General features: G+C 66.7%; 17 protein-coding genes. 7 read left to right on the top strand and 10 right to left on the bottom strand.

Annotated features, from left to right (window positions below; translation table 11 throughout):
• Positions 1-32: 32 nt before the first annotated feature.
• The 3 genes from VNQ78_RS15995 to queA form a co-directional block, all read right to left on the bottom strand.
• Positions 33-620, bottom strand: a complete 588-nt coding sequence (locus tag VNQ78_RS15995) for a DUF924 family protein (RefSeq protein ID WP_325691550.1) — start codon at positions 618-620, stop codon at positions 33-35.
• Positions 621-686: 66 nt separating this feature from the next.
• The gene (locus VNQ78_RS15990) at positions 687-1,934 is read right to left on the bottom strand and encodes an MFS transporter (protein ID WP_325691548.1); all 1,248 of its coding nucleotides are present in this window, start codon (positions 1,932-1,934) and stop codon (positions 687-689) included.
• Between the two features lie 12 nt (positions 1,935-1,946).
• Positions 1,947-2,996, bottom strand: coding sequence for a tRNA preQ1(34) S-adenosylmethionine ribosyltransferase-isomerase QueA (gene queA, locus VNQ78_RS15985; protein ID WP_325691545.1), 1,050 nt, complete (start codon positions 2,994-2,996; stop codon positions 1,947-1,949).
• Between the two features lie 124 nt (positions 2,997-3,120).
• Here queA and VNQ78_RS15980 point away from each other — a divergent pair, with 124 nt between their 5' ends.
• Positions 3,121-3,411 (top strand): (2Fe-2S)-binding protein, encoded by a 291-nt coding sequence (locus VNQ78_RS15980; protein WP_325691542.1) that lies wholly within the window; start codon positions 3,121-3,123, stop codon positions 3,409-3,411.
• A complete protein-coding gene (gene bfr, locus VNQ78_RS15975; RefSeq protein WP_325691540.1) occupies positions 3,359-3,844 on the top strand; it encodes a bacterioferritin in 486 nt (161 codons plus the stop codon). Before VNQ78_RS15980 ends, bfr begins: the two co-directional genes overlap by 53 nt.
• Positions 3,845-3,883: 39 nt before the next feature.
• On the opposite strand, the gene VNQ78_RS15970 is transcribed toward bfr, so the two are convergent.
• Positions 3,884-4,561 (bottom strand): HAD-IA family hydrolase, encoded by a 678-nt coding sequence (locus tag VNQ78_RS15970; protein WP_325691538.1) that lies wholly within the window; start codon positions 4,559-4,561, stop codon positions 3,884-3,886.
• 103 nt (positions 4,562-4,664) lie between these two features.
• On the opposite strand from VNQ78_RS15970, the gene glmU reads away from it, so the two are divergent.
• Positions 4,665-6,005, top strand: coding sequence for a bifunctional UDP-N-acetylglucosamine diphosphorylase/glucosamine-1-phosphate N-acetyltransferase GlmU (gene glmU, locus VNQ78_RS15965; protein WP_325691536.1), 1,341 nt, complete (start codon positions 4,665-4,667; stop codon positions 6,003-6,005).
• Positions 6,006-6,007: 2 nt separating this feature from the next.
• A complete protein-coding gene (glmS, locus tag VNQ78_RS15960; protein WP_325691534.1) occupies positions 6,008-7,825 on the top strand; it encodes a glutamine--fructose-6-phosphate transaminase (isomerizing) in 1,818 nt (605 codons plus the stop codon).
• A gap of 24 nt (positions 7,826-7,849) precedes the next feature.
• Here the strand turns inward: glmS and aqpZ are convergent, their stop codons facing one another.
• The 6 genes from aqpZ to VNQ78_RS15930 form a co-directional block, all read right to left on the bottom strand.
• Entirely contained in the window at positions 7,850-8,536 is a 687-nt protein-coding gene (aqpZ, locus tag VNQ78_RS15955; protein WP_325691531.1) for an aquaporin Z, read from the bottom strand.
• Between the two features lie 240 nt (positions 8,537-8,776).
• The gene (locus VNQ78_RS15950; RefSeq protein WP_325691529.1) at positions 8,777-8,929 is read right to left on the bottom strand and encodes a hypothetical protein; all 153 of its coding nucleotides are present in this window, start codon (positions 8,927-8,929) and stop codon (positions 8,777-8,779) included.
• A 148-nt stretch (positions 8,930-9,077) separates the two neighbouring features.
• A complete protein-coding gene (locus VNQ78_RS15945; protein WP_325691527.1) occupies positions 9,078-10,595 on the bottom strand; it encodes a tripartite tricarboxylate transporter permease in 1,518 nt (505 codons plus the stop codon).
• Positions 10,596-10,598: 3 nt separating this feature from the next.
• Positions 10,599-11,093 (bottom strand): tripartite tricarboxylate transporter TctB family protein, encoded by a 495-nt coding sequence (locus VNQ78_RS15940; protein ID WP_325691525.1) that lies wholly within the window; start codon positions 11,091-11,093, stop codon positions 10,599-10,601.
• Positions 11,090-12,031 (bottom strand): tripartite tricarboxylate transporter substrate binding protein, encoded by a 942-nt coding sequence (locus VNQ78_RS15935; RefSeq protein ID WP_325691522.1) that lies wholly within the window; start codon positions 12,029-12,031, stop codon positions 11,090-11,092. The genes VNQ78_RS15940 and VNQ78_RS15935 overlap by 4 nt, the downstream gene beginning before the upstream one ends.
• Before the next feature lie 188 nt (positions 12,032-12,219).
• Positions 12,220-13,281 (bottom strand): ABC transporter substrate-binding protein, encoded by a 1,062-nt coding sequence (locus tag VNQ78_RS15930; protein WP_325691520.1) that lies wholly within the window; start codon positions 13,279-13,281, stop codon positions 12,220-12,222.
• Here VNQ78_RS15930 and VNQ78_RS15925 point away from each other — a divergent pair.
• From VNQ78_RS15925 to VNQ78_RS15915, 3 genes are all read left to right on the top strand, one after another.
• Positions 13,280-14,104: a response regulator transcription factor gene (locus VNQ78_RS15925; RefSeq protein ID WP_325691518.1), complete on the top strand. Its 825-nt coding sequence runs from the start codon at positions 13,280-13,282 to the stop codon at positions 14,102-14,104. The two genes, VNQ78_RS15930 and VNQ78_RS15925, sit on opposite strands and share 2 nt — an antisense overlap.
• Entirely contained in the window at positions 14,101-15,483 is a 1,383-nt protein-coding gene (locus VNQ78_RS15920) for a sensor histidine kinase (protein WP_325691516.1), read from the top strand. The genes VNQ78_RS15925 and VNQ78_RS15920 overlap by 4 nt, the downstream gene beginning before the upstream one ends.
• 184 nt (positions 15,484-15,667) lie before the next feature.
• Positions 15,668-16,756: a DUF475 domain-containing protein gene (locus tag VNQ78_RS15915; protein WP_325691514.1), complete on the top strand. Its 1,089-nt coding sequence runs from the start codon at positions 15,668-15,670 to the stop codon at positions 16,754-16,756.
• The last annotated feature ends 67 nt before the right edge of the window (positions 16,757-16,823 follow it).

Below are 16,823 nucleotides of genomic sequence, written 5' to 3'. Positions count from 1 at the left end.
CACTGGAAAAATATAGTTGAGCGTTAAACCAATTATTCGAGGTCATCAAGGAGCAGCTTGCCGGAGACCAGCGCGCCATATCCGCCCGCCTCCATCACACGCCTTTCAGCCTCGGTCGGTGTGCGTCCCAGGGCGGCGTTTCGCCAGGGAAAGCGGCCGAAACGGGCGATGGTGTCGCGGTGAAGCTCGGCATGGCGCAGGTTTTCGCCGGGCATGAATTCGGCGAAAAGCTCGACCGCGCGCTCCTGGTCGGCGAGGTCCTCGCTATGCTCGAAGGGAAGGTAGAAGAACTGCCGGCCGGGCGCCGGGGTCTTGAGGTCATGGCCCGCCCCGATCGCCTGATCGGCGATGCTGCGCGCCAGGTCGTCCGTGGCGAAGGCGCGGGGATCCTCGCGGAACATGTTGCGCGGGAACTGATCGGTCAGGATCAGCGCGGCAAGCGCGCCGGCTGGCGTGCGCGCCCAGTCGCGCGCGATGCTGTCCGCCTCGGTCCAGCTTGCCATGTAGCGGTCGCGGATCTGCTGGTCGAGCGCATCCGAGCGCGTATACCAGCCCTTCTCGCCGACCTCGTCGAGCCAGAAGCGGTTGATCTCCTCGGGGGTGGCAATGCCTGACGTCATGGTGGCCCTCCGTTCCCTGACCGGGCGATGGTCGCAGAGCGCGGGCGGGGCTGCAAGCCCGCGGCTTCAGCCGGCGGGTTTCGGCGTGTCGTCGGACCCGGCATTCTCCAGCGCCGCCTCGACCGCGAGGGGGGTGGCGGAGGGGGCGATGACCGCGAAATTCTGGTCCTGCGCGGGGGTCGGGCGGCGGGTGCGGCGCCAGCCGGCATAGATCGTCAGTGCCGCGAAAAGGACGCCGATATAGACCCAGAACCCCTCGGGGCCCAGGGTGGACATCAGCCAGCCGGTGATCAGGGGGCCGGTCATTGCGCCAATGCCGTTGATGAACAAAAGCCCGGCCGAGGCGGCGGCCATGTCGCTCGCATCAAGGAAGTCGTTGGTATAGGCGAGGAGCAGCGAATAGACCGGGTTCGCGACCCCGCCGATCAGCGCGGCGGTCAGCAAGAGGCCCCAGATCCCCGGTTGCAGGTAGAGCGTCACGAAGCTGACCAGCAGCCCGATCAGCGACAGGCCCATCACGATCATCCGCCGGTCGCTGTGGTCCGAGAACCAGCCGACCGGATATTGCAGGACCAGCCCGCCGACATAGATTGCCGCGACGAAGGCCGAGATTTCGGTCACGTTGAGGCCCTTGAGCGAGCCCCAGACCGAGGCCATGCCGAAGATCGCGGAAAAGACGCCTCCCATCAGGAAGATGCCGATGCAGCCCAGCGGCGAGACCTGGAAGAGGCGGGCGAAGGACATCCGCTGGATCGTCGAGAATTGCGGCGCGGGCTGGCGCGACAGCAGGATCGGCAGGAAGGACAGGCTGACCAGCACCGAGGGGATCACGAACAGCATGTAGCCGCCCGGATCGCTGGTGTTCATCAGCAGTTGCGCCGTGATGATCCCCAGCATCTGCACGATCATATAGGCCGACAGCGCCTGACCCCGCGTCTCGTTCCGGGCGCTGGCGTTCAGCCAGCTTTCCGCGGTGATATAGACGCCCGAGAAGCAGAAGCCGACGCCAAGCCTGAGCAGCGACCAGAAGATCCAGTGCGGATAGACCGCATAGAGGATCAGCACCGAGGAGATCATCGAGGCCAGCGCCGCGAAGACGCGGACATGCCCGACCTTCTGGATCATGTCGGGCACCATGCGCGACCCGATCAGGAAACCGCCGAAATAGCAGGCCATGACCACCGACATCTGGGTGGTCGATATGCCCTCGATCGCGCCGCGAATGCCCAGCAGGGTGCCCTGCATGCCGTTGCCGACCATCAAAAGCAGGATGCCCAGAAGCAGGGGCCAAGTCGTGCGCAGGACCGTCAGCATCTTCGCAAGCCTCTACGGAATCAGAAGGGAAGCGTCACCGTAACTGAAGAAGCGATAGCCTGAATCAACCGCGTGGCGATAGACGTCGCGGATGCGGTCCTGTCCCATCAGCGCGCTGACCAGCATCAGCAGCGTCGACTTCGGCAGGTGGAAGTTCGTCATCAGCGCATCCGTGGCGCGGAAGCGATAGCCCGGATAGATGAAGATCTCGGTCACGCCGGTGAAGGGATGGACGAGGCCATCCTCGGTCGCGGCTGATTCGATCAGGCGAAGCGCGGTGGTGCCGACCGGGATGATCCGGCCTCCGGCGGCGCGGGTGGCGTTGATCGCCTCGGCGGCCTCGGCCGTGACCTCGCCCCATTCGCCATGCATCCTGTGGGTCGTGACGTCATCGACCTTGACCGGCAGGAAGGTGCCCGCGCCGACATGCAGGGTCACATGGACGAAGCGCACGCCCTTGGCCTTCAGCGCGGCGAGGAGCGGCGGATCGAAATGCAGGCTGGCGGTCGGCGCGGCGACGGCGCCGCTGCGGTTGGCCCAGACGGTCTGGTAATCCTCGCGGTCGGCCGCGTCGGGGGCGCGAAGCGCGGCGATATAGGGCGGCAGCGGCATGGCCCCCACCTTGTCCAGCGCCGCGTCGAACGCCTCGCCCGTCGCGTCGAAGCGCAGGACCAGTTCCGCCTCGGCGATCTCGGCGACCTCGGCCGAGAGCGTCTCGCCAAAGCGGATCGTCTCGCCCTGCTTCAGCTTGCGCAGGGGTTTCGCCAGTGCCTTCCAGCCGCCATCGGCGGTCGGCTCCAGCAGCGTGACCTCGATCCGCGCCGTCGCCTCGCCCTGCGGGGTCTGCCGCGTCCGGGTGCCGGAGAGGCGCGCGGGAATGACCTTGGTGTCGTTCAGCACCAGCAGGTCGCCCGGCCCCAGCAGGTCCGTCAGGTCGCGGACATGCAGGTCGCGCATGGCATCGCCCTCGGCCACCAGCAGGCGGGCCGAACTGCGCGGCCGCGCCGGGCGGGTCGCGATCAGCCCTTCGGGCAGGTGAAAGTCGAAATCGTCAAGTTTCATGCGCTGGGCTTGTCGCGCTGCGGCGGGTAGGCGTCAAGCGGCGGATAATCACAAAGTGAAAAACTCGGGCTTTACTTTCGCGAGTGAATCAGTCAGGTTTGGCAGCGTTCGAGAGTGAGTTCCGATGATCATTTGCCACTGCACCCAGATCTCTGATCACGACATCCGCGCCGCCGTCGACTGGATGCGGGCATCAGACCCCGAGACGATCATCACCCCCGGCAAGATTTACCACGCGCTCGGCAAGCGTGCCGATTGCGGCGGTTGCATGCCCTTGTTTCTAGACACGATGCGCCATTGCGATAATCTGGCTGTGCCCCCGATCCTGCGGGGGCTACGAGCCACGCGCAAAGGAGCCAGCCATGAAGGGCGACGCCAAGGTCATCGAGTTTCTCAACGCGGCGCTTCGGTCTGAACTGACCGCCGTCAGCCAGTATTGGCTGCATTACCGCCTGCAAGAGGATTGGGGCTACGGCAAGATCGCCGACAAGTCCCGCGCCGAATCAATCGAAGAAATGCATCACGCGGATCGCCTGATTCAGCGCATCATCTTCCTCGAAGGCCACCCCAATCTGCAAAAGCTCGATTCCCTGCGTATCGGACAGAACCTCAAGGAGACGCTGGAGGCCGACCTCGCGGCGGAATATGACGCCCGCACCCTCTATGTCGAGGCGCGGGACCACTGCGAATCCGTCAAGGACTATGTCAGCAAGGATTTGTTCGAGGATCTGATCGCGGACGAGGAAGGGCATATCGATTTCCTCGAAACCCAGCTCGACCTCTACGAATCGATCGGCGCGCAGAATTACGGCCATCTCAACGCCAAACCGGCGAGCGAGGCCGAGTAGGTCGCGACCTTCAGGGGAAGGGGCCTTGGGCGCCCTTCCTCACGCGCCGAGCCAGTCCTTTGCCAAAGCGGGCAGGTCGTCGAAATGCGCGAGCATCGCCTCGGGGGCAAGGCGGGACAGCGCCTCTCCCTCGGGGCCGAAGGCGACCAGCGCCACCCGGACCCCGGCGGCCGCGGCGGTCTTGCGGTCGGTTTCGGTGTCACCGACCAGGAAGGACCGCGCAACCTCGCCCCCCGCGCCCTCGACCGCCGCCGCGTAGGGGCGGGGATCGGGTTTGCGGACGGGCAGGGTGTCGGCCCCGATCATCGCGGCGAAGCGGTCGCGGATCCCAAGCTCTCTCAGCAAGATCTCGGCCAATCCCTCGGGCTTGTTGGTGCAGACCGCCAGCCGGTGGCCAGCCTCGGCCAGCCGATCAAGTGCAGCCTCTGCGCCGGGATAAAGGCGTGTGTGATGCGCGATGCCATCGGCATAGTGGTCGAGGAGGCGGGGGTAGTCCTCGTCCTCGGCGCCCGGCGGCAACAGGATGTCGCTGCCCATACGGGCATATCCGGCGCGCAGCATCGCCCGCCCGCCATGGAAGGCAATCAGCGCATCGGCCACCGGATCCAGCAGGGATCCCAGCCCGCGACCCTCAAAACAGGCATTGGCGGCGGCGATCAGGTCGCCCGAGGTATCGGCCAATGTGCCGTCCAGATCGAAGACCACCGTTCCTGCCATGCTGTAACCTTCCGTCAAGATGTTTGATCTGCCGGGGCCTTTCCCCCATGCCGCCCCCTAGGTAGAACGCCAGCATCAGATAAGAAACAGGCAAGAGGCCGTCATGTCAGACAAACCCGTCGCGCTTATCGTTCTGGCGGCCGGCCAGGGCAGCCGCATGCAGTCGGACCTGCCGAAAGTCCTGCACCGTCTGGGCGGTGTGCCGCTGGTGGCACATGCGCTGGCGGCGGGTCGTGCGCTTGATCCGCAGCATGTCGTGGTCGTCGCCGGACATGGCGCGGCTGCTGTCGAAAAGGCGGTGGCGAAGCTTGACCCCGAGGCGCGCATCGCCCTGCAGGAGGAACAGCTTGGCACCGGCCATGCCGTCCAGCAGGCGATGCCGCTGCTGGAGGGCTTCGAGGGACGGGTGATCGTGCTTTACGGCGACACGCCATTTCTGGGCGAGGACACGCTGCTTGCCCTGTCGAGCCATCCCTCGGACGTGGTGGTTCTTGGTTTCGAGGCCGCCGATCCGGGCCGCTACGGGCGGCTTGTGACCGGCCCGGAGGGGCTGGAGAAGATCGTCGAATACAAGGATGCCGATGAGGCGATCCGCGCGATCCGTCTGGCCAATTCCGGGGTGCTGGCCGCCGATGCCGCGCTGCTGCGCAGCCTGCTGCCGCAACTCGGCAACCAGAACGCGGCGGGTGAATACTATCTGACCGACATTCCCGCCCTTGCCCGCGCCGAAGGCCGCCGCGTCGACGTCGTGACCTGCGACGAGGCCGAGACGCTGGGCATCAACACGCGCGAGGAGCTTGCCGCCGCCGAGACCGCCTTCCAGTCCCGCGCCCGCGCCCGCGCGCTGGAGGATGGCGTGACGCTGTCCGATCCCGCGACCGTCTGGTTCGCGCTGGATACCGTCATCGGCCGCGACGCGATCATCGGGCAGAACGTGGTCTTCGGTCCCGGCGTCACCATCGAGAGCGGGGCCGAGATCCTGCCCTTCTGCCATCTCGAAGGTTGCCATGTCAGCTCCGGCGCCACGGTCGGTCCCTTCGCCCGCCTGCGCCCCGGCTCGGAACTGGGGGGCGACGTCCATGTCGGGAACTTCGTCGAGATCAAGAACGCCGTCCTCGACGAGGGGGTGAAGGTCGGGCACCTGACCTATCTGGGCGACGCCCATATCGGCGAGGCCACGAATATCGGCGCGGGCACCATCACCTGCAATTATGACGGCGTCGGCAAGCACCGGACCGAGATCGGGGCGCATGCCTTCATCGGTTCCGACACGATGCTGGTCGCGCCGGTCCGGGTGGGGGCGCGGGCCATGACCGGCTCGGGCTCGGTCATCACCGAGGATGTGCCAGATGACGCATTGGCCATCGGACGGTCGCGGCAGGTGACGAAGGCGGGCCTTGCCACAAGGCTGATGCAGGCGCTGCGGCAGAAGAAGGGGCAATAATCATGTGCGGCATCATCGGGATTCTGGGCAGCCACGAGGTCTCGCCCCAACTGGTCGAGGCGCTGAAGCGTCTGGAATATCGCGGTTATGACAGCGCGGGCGTCGCGACCGTCGATGCCGAGGGCAGGCTGGACCGCCGCCGCGCAGTCGGCAAGCTCGTCAACCTCTCCGACCGTCTGGTGCATGATCCGCTGCCGGGCCATGCCGGGATCGGCCATACCCGCTGGGCGACCCACGGTGCCGCGACCGAGGCCAATGCCCATCCGCATCGGCGCGGGCCGGTGGCCGTGGTCCATAACGGCATCATCGAGAATTTTCGCGAATTGCGGGACGAGGTCGTCGCGCTGGGGATGCAGCCCGAGTCGGATACCGACACCGAAACCGTGGCGCTGCTGACCGCATGGCACATGTCGCAGGGCAAGGGCCCGGTCGAGGCGGCGCGGGCGACGCTGGCGCGGCTGCATGGCGCCTTCGCGCTGGCCTTCCTGTTCGAGGGCGAGGGCGATCTGATGATCGCCGCCCGCAAGGGCAGCCCGCTTGCCATCGGGCATGGCAAGGGCGAGATGTTCATCGGCTCGGATGCGGTCGCGCTTGCGCCCTTTACCGACCGGATCACCTATCTCGAGGATGGCGACCATGCGATCGTGACCCGCAGGGGCGCCGAGATCTTCAATGCGGAGGGCCAGCCCGCCCATCGCGATATCCAGCAGATCGACGTGGGCGCGACCCAGATCGACAAGGGCGGCTATCGCCACTTCATGGCCAAGGAGATCGCGGAACAACCGGTTGTTTTGGGCGATGCTCTGAACCACTACATCAAGGGTGATCGTATCGTCATGCCGGATGCGATCGACTTCTCGAATGTGGACCGGCTGACGCTTGTGGGCTGCGGCACCGCCTATTACGCGGGCTGCGTCGCGCGCTATTGGTTCGAAAGCATCGCAGGCCTGCCCTGCGATATCGACGTCGCGTCCGAGTTCCGCTATCGCGAGCCGCCGCTGTCGCCGGATAGCTGGGCGATGTTCATCAGCCAGTCGGGCGAAACCGCGGACACGCTTGCGGCGCTGCATTACGCGCGCGGCAAGGTCGCCAAGACCGTGGGGCTGGTGAATGTCGGCACCTCGGCCATCGCCCGGGATGCCGATATCGCGCTGCCGACGCTTGCGGGGATCGAGGTGGGCGTGGCTTCCTCCAAGGCGTTTACCTGCCAGCTTGCGGTGCTGGCGGTGCTGGCCCTGAAGGCGGCGCAGGATCGCGGGCGGCTGACCGAGGCCCAGCTTGCCCAGCGTCTGGCGGAGCTGCGGGCGCTGCCGGGCCTCCTCAATCAGGCGCTGGCGGTCAGCGACGAATGCCGGCGGCTGGCAAGTTGGCTCTCCGAGGCGCAGGACGTGTTGTATCTGGGACGTGGGGCGCTGTTCCCCGTCGCGCTGGAAGGGGCGCTGAAGCTGAAGGAGCTGAGCTATATCCATGCCGAAGGCTATGCCTCGGGCGAGCTGAAGCACGGGCCGATCGCGCTGATCGACCACAATGTTCCGGTGGTCGTGGTCGCGCCGCGCGATGCGCTGTTCGAAAAGACCGTCTCGAACATGCAGGAGGTCATGGCGCGCCATGGTCAGGTGCTGCTGATCTCGGATGCCGAGGGGGTCGAGAAGGGTGGCGAGGGCGTGCGCGCCAGCCTGACCATGCCCTCGGGCGGGGGGCTTTTCGAGGCGATCCTTTATGCCGTGCCGATGCAATATCTGGCCTATCACACGGCGGTCGCCAAGGGGACCGATGTGGACCAGCCGCGCAACCTTGCGAAATCCGTCACGGTCGAGTGACGCGGCTGGTCGGGTCGGGCGGGGTCAGTCGGTCTCGCCCACGGTCTTCCAGATGATCGCGCCAATGGCCGCGCCGATCAGCGGGGCGACCCAGAACAGCCAGAGTTGCGAAAGCGCGGTGCCGCCCGCAAACAACGCCTGACTGGTCGAGCGCGCCGGGTTGACCGAGGTATTTGTCACCGGGATTGAAATCAGGTGGATCAGCGTCAGCGTCAGGCCGATCGCCAGCGGCGCGAAGCCCACGGGCGCGCGGCCATGCGTGGCGCCGAGGATCACGATCAGGAAGAACGCGGTTAGCACGATCTCGATGACCAGAGCCGAGAGCATCGAATATCCCTGCGGCGAGGCCGTGCCATAGCCGTTCGAGGCGAAGCTGCCGATCTCGGCCCCCGGTTTGCCGGTCGCGATCACATAGAGGACGGCGGCGGCAAGGATCGCGCCGGTCAGCTGCGCGACGATATAGGGCAGCACGCGGCCCGAGGGAAAGCGGCCGGCGACGGCAAGCCCGACCGTGACCGCCGGATTGAAGTGAGCGCCCGAGATCCCGCCCACGGCATAGGCCATGGTCACGACCGTCAGACCGAAGGCGAGCGCGACGCCCAGGAAGCCGATGCCCAAATCGGGGACGCCCGCCGCGAGGATGGCGCTGCCGCAGCCCCCGAAAACCAGCCAGAACGTGCCGAGAGCTTCCGCACCCAATTGCTTCTGCATTTATGCGACTCCACGAATGATGATCCGCGCGGCACCTGAAAAGCGGTGCAATGCGTCGAAATGCTCTCATCAAGTCGGGATCGCGTGAAACGAATCTGCTTTGAGGATCGATACTTGGCCCCAGACTGTTGCAGCGCCGTCTCAGTCGTGCCGGGGCATGAAAAAGCCGCCCGGTTCGATCTGAACGGGCGGCGCGTCTTGCGGCTGGTCGGGCAGTGGGGCGCGGCTGCGCCCTGCCGATCAGAGGTTGATGGTCCGAAAGGCCGAACGGCTGATGCCCAGCGTCTCAAGGTCGCGGGTCGCGGGCAGGCGGCGCATCTCCACCGCCGAAGCGACGCGAACCGCCGCTTGAAGCGTGCTGAAGGCCGAACGGATGGAGTGGAGGACGGTCATTTGCTTTCCTGTCTGATCTCGTTGTTTCGATACCAGACAGATGGGCGTTGGGGGCAGTTTCTGCAACGCAGCATAAGGTCAATGCCGCCATGACGCAGGAGCATGGCAAGCCCCGGCCCGCCGTGGCGGACCGGGGTATTGCAGGGGTTCAGTCCTCGTCGGCGCCCAGCTGGGCCAGAACCTGGCCCTTGCCGCGGGCGCGCAGGATCAGCGGCACGACCAGCGCCAGCAGGGCAAGGCCCAGCAGGGTTGCGGCGATCGGTGACTGCACCAGCGTGGTCCAGTCGCCCTGGCTGATCGAGAGGGCGCGGCGCAGCTGTTGCTCGGCCATCGGGCCGAGGATCAGGCCCACGACGATCGGCGCGATCGGATAGCCGAAAAGCCGCATCACATAGCCAAGCACGCCGAAGGCCAGCAGCATCCCCAGCTCGAAGCTGGAGGGGTTGGCGCCGATGGTGCCGAGCGTCGCGAAAAGCAGGATGCCGGCGTAAAGCCACGGCTTCGGCACCGTCAGCAGCTTTACCCACAAGCCGATCAGGGGCAGGTTCAGCACCAGAAGCATCGCGTTCGCGATCAGGAGCGAGGCGATCAGCCCCCAGACCAGCGTGGGGTTGGTGGCGAACAGCAGCGGACCCGGTTGCAGGCCGAATTGCTGGAAGCCCGCCAGCATGATCGCCGCCGTGGCCGAGGTCGGCAGGCCCAGTGTCAGCAGTGGCACCAGCGTGCCGGCGGCGGAGGCGTTGTTCGCGGCCTCGGGCCCCGCGACGCCCTCGATGGCGCCATTGCCGAATTCCTCGGGATGTTTGGTCAGCTTCTTCTCGGCCGCGTAGCTGAGGAACGTGCCGATCTCGGCCCCGCCTGCGGGCATGGCGCCGATGGGAAAGCCAACGAGCGTCCCGCGCAGCCACGGCTTCCACGACCGCGCCCAGTCACTCCGGCTCATCCAGACCGAGCCCTTGACGGCTGTGACCTCGTCATCCTGCTGGTTCAGCTGACCGGCGATGAACAGCGCCTCGCCAATGGCGAACATGGCGACGGCCATGGTCGTGACCTCGATCCCGTCGAGGAGTTCCGGCACGCCGAAGGACAGACGCGTCTGGCCGGACAGCTGGTCGATGCCGACGCAGGCCAGCGCAAGACCCAGAAACAGCGAGGTCAGCCCGCGCAGCGCCGAATCCCCGAAGGCCGCCGAGACGGTGACGAAGGCCAGCACCATCAGCGCGAAATACTCGCGCGGGCCAAAGACCAGCGCCACCTTGACGATCGAGGGGGCAAGGAAAGCCAGCAGCAAGGTCGCGATCAGCCCCGCGACGAAGGAACCGATGGCGGCAGTGGCCAGTGCCGGGCCGCCGCGACCCTTGCGGGCCATCTTGTTCCCCTCGAGCGCGGTGATGATCGAGGCGCTTTCGCCGGGCGTGTTCAGCAGGATCGAGGTGGTCGAACCGCCATACATGCCGCCGTAATAAATGCCCGCGAACATGATCAGCGACCCCGCCGGGTCGAGGCGGTAGGTCACGGGCAGCAGCAGGGCCACGGTCAGCGCCGGGCCGATGCCGGGCAGGACGCCGACGGCCGTGCCCAGCGTCACCCCGATCAGCGCATAAAGCAGCATCATCGGCTCGGCCGCGGTGGCAAGGCCCTGCATCAGGAAATCGAATGCACCCATGGCTCAGCCCCTCGGAAAGAACAGATGCTCAAGCGGGCCCGCAGGCAGGTGCAGCATCAGCAATTGGGCAAAAACCACCCAGACGACAAAGGCGGTGACGATGCCCAGCGGAATCGTCATCGCAAGGTTGCGCTTGCCAAAGGCCCGCGCGGTGAAGGCAAAGAGAACCCCGGTCGCGATCGAGAACCCGGCCGGATGCAGCAACAGAAGTTGCGCCGCAAGGCCGGCCACGATCCACAGGATCGGCGGCACGTTCTGCGCCGGACGCTCGGGGAAATCGCCCTTGAGCGCGGCAAAGACCGTCCAGACCGACAGGCCCAGCAGGCAGACGGCGACGACGCGGGGAACGCTGGCGGGACCGACCCCGGAATACCCGCCCAGATCGGCGAGGCGGGCGCTGTCCCACAGCATCACCCCGGCGATGACGGCAAGGCCGAGGGCGATGACAAGCGCCGCCGTATCACGGCGGCGCTGTCCTTGCGGTTGGCTGGTGCTCATTTCACCAAACCGATATCCTTGAGGATCGCCTCGGTCGAGGTCACGTCCTTGTCAAGCTGGGCGTCGAATTCGGGGCCCGCCAGATAGGTGTCGATCCAGCCCTTGTCGGAAAGCTGCTTCTGCCAGCTCTCGGATTTCGCCATCTTCTCGATATCCGCCGTGACCTTGGCCTTCTGCTCTTCCGAGAGGCCCGGCCCCGCGGCGACCATGCGCCAGTTCTGCAGCTCGACGTCGAGGCCGGCTTCCTTCAGCGTCGGCGCATCGGCGCCCTCGATCCGCTCGGGCGAGGAGACGGCCAGCAGGCGAAGGGTGCCCGCCTTGATCTGGGCGTCGAACTCGCCCAGCGAGGAGATGCCCGCCGTGACCTGATTGCCGAGGATCGCGGCCAGCGCCTCGCCACCGCCGGAATAGGCGATGTAGTTGATCTTGGTCGGGTCGACGCCCGCCGCCTTGGCGATCAGGCCGACCGCGATATGGTCGGTGCCGCCTGCCGAGCCGCCGGCCCAGCTGACGGCGCCCGGATCCTTCTTCAGCGCTTCGATCAGCCCGGCGATGTCGGTGATGGGCGAGGCCGCGGGAACCACGATCGCCTCATATTCGCCGGTCAGGCGCGCGATCGGGGTCACGTCCTTCAGCGACACGGGCGAGTTGTTGGTCAGGATCGCGCCGACCATGACATAGCCGCCGACGATCAGCGCGTCGGGGTTGCCCTTGTTCTGGCTGGCGAATTGCGCAAGCCCGATGGTGCCGCCGGCGCCGGGGACGTTCTGGACCTGCACCGATTTCGAGATGCCTTCCTCTTGCAGCACCGTCTGCATGGTGCGCGCGGTCTGGTCCCAGCCGCCGCCGGGGTTCGCGGGCGCGATGATGGTGTAATCGGCCATGGCCGGCATGGCGATGCAGCCGGCGAACAGGCTGGCGAGAACGAAGTGCTTCATGACTTTCCTCCGCAGGGCGCCGCAGCGGTCAGGGCCGCGCGGTCGCAAGGTCTTTTCTTGAACCGAATCCCCGCGTCTCTCCCAAGGCGCCGGGCATCCTCCTCGGTCCCGGCACAGGGGCCGGTCCGCCCACCTTTCGACCACAGTAACCTGTCATCAACCTGACATCACCGGAAAAATTTCGCGGCTCAGCGTCCGGCAATCGCCTCGTTCCAGCGCGCGATCAGCCGCGCCCGCGTCGCCCGGTCCAGATAGGCGAGGAGGCCGGGGCTGACCGGAACCGGCTTCAGCCTGAGGCCGGTCAGATCCTGCATCCCGCCCGCCGGGCTTTGCTGCCCCGCAACCTCGAGGCTGACGGCAGAGAGCCTGAGCGTGCGGGACAGCAGCATCTGCCCCTCGGAGGACATCAGGAACGCCAGCATCCGCCCGCCAAGCTCGGGCTGCCGCGCGGCCGTGGGCACCAGCGCCACGCGCGAGACGACGACGGTGAAGTCGCGGGGCAGGATCAGCCCGACATCGGGATGGCGCCGCGCCCAATCCGCAGCATAGGAGCCGAGGATGTTATAGCCGATCGCCAGCCGCCCGTCCGCGATCCGCTCGAGGAGCGCGCCCGAGGTCGGGAATTGCTGGACCCCCGCGCGTCCCATCGCCGCGACCACGGACCAGATGCGGGGATAAAGCTCCTGATCCCGGGCCATGAAAAGGTAGCCCACGCCCGAGCGTGTGATGTCATAGGTGCCGATGCGGCCCTGCGCCTGATCGGGATGCTCGGCGATCCAGCGCATCAGGTCGGCCCGTGTCGAGGGCGGTTCCTCTCCGGCGAAGCTGGGCTTGTGATAGGCAAAGACCGCGGGCTCGAAGGTCAGGGCATAGGCGGTGTCGCGCCAGTTCGCCCAGTCGGGCCAATGCGCGGTATCGGGCGTCACCACGGCGCGGGCAAAGCCGTCATTGGCCAGCTTGATCTGCAGGTCCATGGCCGAGGAGAACGCGAAATCCGCCGTGCCGGTCCCGGCCAGCGTCTCGGCCACGATGCGGTCATGCAGCTCTCCGGTCAGCAGGTTCTCGTAGCGGACCGCGACGTCGGGGTTCCGGTCCTGAAACGCTGCGATCAGCGGCGCGGCAAGGTCGTTGTCGAGCGAGGAATAGACCGAGACCTCAGCATTTCCCGCGCCCGAGGGTGCCGGAAACAGCGTCATCTGCGCCCTGACCGGACCAGAGATCAGGACAAGCGCAAGAAGGAATGCTGGCATGAGGGCGGGCAGGCGCATGGTCGGGACAGATTGCCCGAAGCCGATGCCCCTGCACAAGCGGCGCGAGGAATTGTCGGCAATCCCGTCGCGGCGGTTTCAAAGTTTACCCGCGCCCGCTAGTCTGCGCCCGCTGACGGCGCGGGAGGATCGGTTGCGCATTTTGCTGGTCGAGGACAACCTGTCGCTGGCCGAGGGGCTTTCGGTGCTGCTGCGCCAGTCCGGCTATGCGGTCGACATGGTCCATGACGGCGCCTCGGCCGAGGCCTTGGCGGCGGCCGAAAGCTTCGATCTGGTGATCCTCGACCTGAACCTGCCGCAGATGGACGGGCTCGAGGTGCTGCGCGCGATGCGCGCCCGGCGCAATCCGGCGGCGGTGATGATCCTGACCGCGCGCGGCGCGCCCGAGGAACGGGTGCGCGGCCTCGACCTTGGGGCGGACGATTATCTGATCAAGCCCTTCGACATCGGCGAGTTCGAGGCGCGGATCCGCTCGCTCCTGCGGCGTCAGGCCGGGCTACGGACCGCGACGGTCAGCTTCGGCGGGCTGACCTTCGACCAGAGCAGCCGCAGCTTTTCGGTGGAGGGCCAGCTCCTCGACCTCCCCGCGCGTGAGCGGGGGCTGCTGGAGCTGCTGATCACCCGCGCCGGCAAGGTCGTCCCGCGCGAGGCGATCGTGCAATCGCTGACCTCGCTGGAGGACGATCTTTCCGCCAATGCGATCGAGCAATATGTCAGCCGGCTGCGCAAACGGCTGGGACCGGCGGGGCTGACGGTTCGCACCGCGCGCGGCATCGGTTATTTTCTGGACCGGGCCACGCCGTGAGGCTGCGCCGGCCCTCCTCGATCCGGCGGCGGCTGCTGGTCTGGCTGCTGGTCGCGACGGCCGCCTTCGGGATGCTCGCGCTGATCGACACATGGCGCGAGGCGCATCGCATGGCGAATGCGCTGGCCGACCGGGTGCTGGCCGGCTCGGCGCTGGTCATCGCCGAGCGCGCCTCGCTGGGCGAGGACGGCCAGATCGCCATCGAGATCCCCTATGGCGCGCTCGAAATGCTGAGTTCCGCCGCCGAGGATCGGGTGTTCTACCGTGTCGACGGACCGCCGGGCCATGTCGTCACGGGATATGAGGACTTGCCGGTCTCCCGCGCGGTTCAGGGCGGCGAGCCTGCCTTTTCCGACGGCATCTTCCGGGGCGAGCCGGTGCGCGTCGCCAGCCTTGCGCGCGGCGCCTCGACCGGGATCGACGAGGTTCCCTTCGTCGTCACCGTGGCCGAGACGACCAAGGCGCGGGTGGAACTGACCCAGGCCATCCTGATGCGGTCGGCGGTGCGGCTGGCGCTGATGATCCTTGGCGCGGCCCTGATTGTCGGGATCGCCGTCACCGTCTCGCTGCGGCCCCTGCACCGGCTGGGAGAGGCGATTGCCGAGCGCAGCCCCGACGACCTCGGCCCGGTCGAGACGCCGGTGCCCTCCGAGGTGCGCGATCTGGTCGGCGCCATCAACCTGTTCATGCTGCGGCTGAAATCGGCGCTGGACGGCCTGCGCAACTTCACCGGCAATGCCGCGCATCAGCTCCGCACCCCTCTGGCAGTGGTCCGCACCCAGCTTGCGCTGGCCGCCCGCGCCTCGAGCCTTGCCGAGGCGCAGGCGGCTGCCGCCAAGGGCGATGCCGCCGTCGCCCATGCCGAGCGTATCCTGGCCCAGCTTCTGCTGCTCGCACGGGTGGACGCAGCCTCGGGGCAGGCGCATGAGACGCTGGACCTTGCCGCCTTCGCCCGCGCGCAGACCGCCGAACAGGTGCCGCGCGCCGCCGAGGCCGGGATCGACCTTGGCTATGAGGGCGAGGACGGTCCGCTGATCATCCGGGCCGAGCCGCTGCTGCTGGGCGAGGCCCTGCAGAACCTGATCTCGAACGCGCTGCTCCATACCGGGTGGGGCACGGTCGTCACCGTCCGCGCCCGGCGCGAGGCGGGCGGCGCGATTCTCGAGGTCGAGGATGACGGCCCCGGCGTCCCGGCAGAGGCGCGGGGTGCCGCGATCAGCCGCTTCGCGCGCGGCAGGACGCAGGGGCCGGGCACAGGCCTCGGCCTGCCGGTGGTCGAGGAAATCGCCCGCCTTTTCGGCGCGACACTCAGCCTCGGCCACGGTCAGAACGGGCGCGGATTTTGCGCGAGATTGCGCTTTTCCGTGCCCGCGGCGTGACATCCTCGCGCCTGTTTGCGCAAGAATCTCAGAACAGGCTTGCGTTTTGGTCATGGATTATCCATTTTCCGGTCATTCGCGAAACCGTGAATACAGTTTGGTGTCCGGGCCCCTCTGGCGAACGTGGCGGCACGTTCGTGATGTCGGCATCGATCTCTTACCAGCCGCCTGGACCTTTTTTCACATGCAGCACGAAAGCAACCCTCACGCGGGGGGAACCGCGAATGGAGCCCAAGTATCAACCCTCAGCTATTTCCGCTGGTCATTCATCGTCACGGCCATCGGCCTGGCTCTGGGTGCGGCGCTGGGATGGCAGACGACCGGAACCATAGGGGGCACCCTCTCGGTCTTCTTCATCTGTGCCGTCCTCGCGGTGCTGGAAATCTCGCTCAGCTTTGACAACGCCATCGTCAACGCCAACAAACTCAAGGACATGACCCCGGTTTGGCAGCGCCGCTTCCTGACCTGGGGCATCATCATCGCCGTCTTCGGCATGCGGATCGTCTTCCCGCTGCTGATCGTCGTCGTTGCTGCCAATATCGGCCCCTGGCAGGCGATGGTGCTGGCCGCGACCCAGCCCGACCAGTATTCGGCGATCATGCATGACGCCCACCTGCCGATCGCAGCATTCGGCGGCACCTTCCTGATGATGGTCGGCCTGTCGTTCTTCTTCGATCACGAGAAGGACGTGCATTGGGTCCGCTGGCTGGAATCCAAGATGACGCGCTATGCCACCATCCGTGGCATCGAGGTCGCGATCGTGCTCGTGACCGTGCTGATCTTCTCGCGCTTCCTCGGCGAGGCCGAATCGGAGGTCTTCTTCCGCTCGGCGATCTGGGGCCTTCTGACCTTCCTGCTGGTCGAGGTTCTCGGCGGCCTTCTGGACAGCACGCAGGAGGCGCTGAAGGCGGGCGCGAAGGGCGGCCTTGGCGCGTTCCTCTATCTCGAGGTTCTGGACGCCTCGTTCAGCTTCGACGGCGTGATCGGGGCCTTTGCCCTTACCCACAACCTGTTCGTCATCGCGATCGGCCTTGGCATCGGCGCGATGTATGTCCGCTCGATGACCATCATGCTGGTCGAGCGCGGCACGCTGGCCGAATACCGCTTCCTCGAGCATGGCGCCTTCTATGCGATCATCGCGCTTTCGGTGATCATGTTCGTGCAGCCGCTGGTCCATATCCCCGAGGTCATCACCGGCCTTGGCGGTGCGACGCTGATCGGGATCTCGCTCTGGTCCTCGATCCGCTGGAACCGCAAGCGCCGCGCCGCCTGACGGCGCGATCAGCCGAAATCCGGGCCGTCCCCTTGCGGGGGCGGCCTTTTTTGATGCCGGGGCGTCG

This window comes from Paracoccus sp. (in: a-proteobacteria), from assembly GCF_035556475.1.
Classification (GTDB): domain Bacteria; phylum Pseudomonadota; class Alphaproteobacteria; order Rhodobacterales; family Rhodobacteraceae; genus Paracoccus.
The sequence above is the reverse complement of the archived record's forward strand: the minus strand, read 5'-3'. Positions and strand labels throughout refer to the sequence as shown.

Excerpts from the sequence above, each read along its gene's own strand:
- VNQ78_RS15990 (WP_325691548.1), bottom strand. The coding sequence starts at position 1,934 with ATGCTGACGGTCCTGCGCACGACTTGGCCCCTGCTTCTGGGCATCCTG.
- VNQ78_RS15940 (WP_325691525.1), bottom strand. The coding sequence starts at position 11,093 with ATGAGCACCAGCCAACCGCAAGGACAGCGCCGCCGTGATACGGCGGCG.
- VNQ78_RS15970 (WP_325691538.1), bottom strand. The coding sequence starts at position 4,561 with ATGGCAGGAACGGTGGTCTTCGATCTGGACGGCACATTGGCCGATACC.
- VNQ78_RS15925 (WP_325691518.1), top strand. The coding sequence starts at position 13,280 with ATGAGGGCGGGCAGGCGCATGGTCGGGACAGATTGCCCGAAGCCGATG.
- glmS (WP_325691534.1), top strand. The coding sequence starts at position 6,008 with ATGTGCGGCATCATCGGGATTCTGGGCAGCCACGAGGTCTCGCCCCAA.
- bfr (WP_325691540.1), top strand. The coding sequence starts at position 3,359 with ATGAAGGGCGACGCCAAGGTCATCGAGTTTCTCAACGCGGCGCTTCGG.
- aqpZ (WP_325691531.1), bottom strand. The coding sequence starts at position 8,536 with ATGCAGAAGCAATTGGGTGCGGAAGCTCTCGGCACGTTCTGGCTGGTT.
- glmU (WP_325691536.1), top strand. The coding sequence starts at position 4,665 with ATGTCAGACAAACCCGTCGCGCTTATCGTTCTGGCGGCCGGCCAGGGC.
- VNQ78_RS15945 (WP_325691527.1), bottom strand. The coding sequence starts at position 10,595 with ATGGGTGCATTCGATTTCCTGATGCAGGGCCTTGCCACCGCGGCCGAG.
- VNQ78_RS15950 (WP_325691529.1), bottom strand. The coding sequence starts at position 8,929 with ATGACCGTCCTCCACTCCATCCGTTCGGCCTTCAGCACGCTTCAAGCG.
- VNQ78_RS15980 (WP_325691542.1), top strand. The coding sequence starts at position 3,121 with ATGATCATTTGCCACTGCACCCAGATCTCTGATCACGACATCCGCGCC.
- VNQ78_RS15930 (WP_325691520.1), bottom strand. The coding sequence starts at position 13,281 with ATGCCAGCATTCCTTCTTGCGCTTGTCCTGATCTCTGGTCCGGTCAGG.
- VNQ78_RS15995 (WP_325691550.1), bottom strand. The coding sequence starts at position 620 with ATGACGTCAGGCATTGCCACCCCCGAGGAGATCAACCGCTTCTGGCTC.
- VNQ78_RS15935 (WP_325691522.1), bottom strand. The coding sequence starts at position 12,031 with ATGAAGCACTTCGTTCTCGCCAGCCTGTTCGCCGGCTGCATCGCCATG.
- VNQ78_RS15915 (WP_325691514.1), top strand. The coding sequence starts at position 15,668 with ATGCAGCACGAAAGCAACCCTCACGCGGGGGGAACCGCGAATGGAGCC.
- queA (WP_325691545.1), bottom strand. The coding sequence starts at position 2,996 with ATGAAACTTGACGATTTCGACTTTCACCTGCCCGAAGGGCTGATCGCG.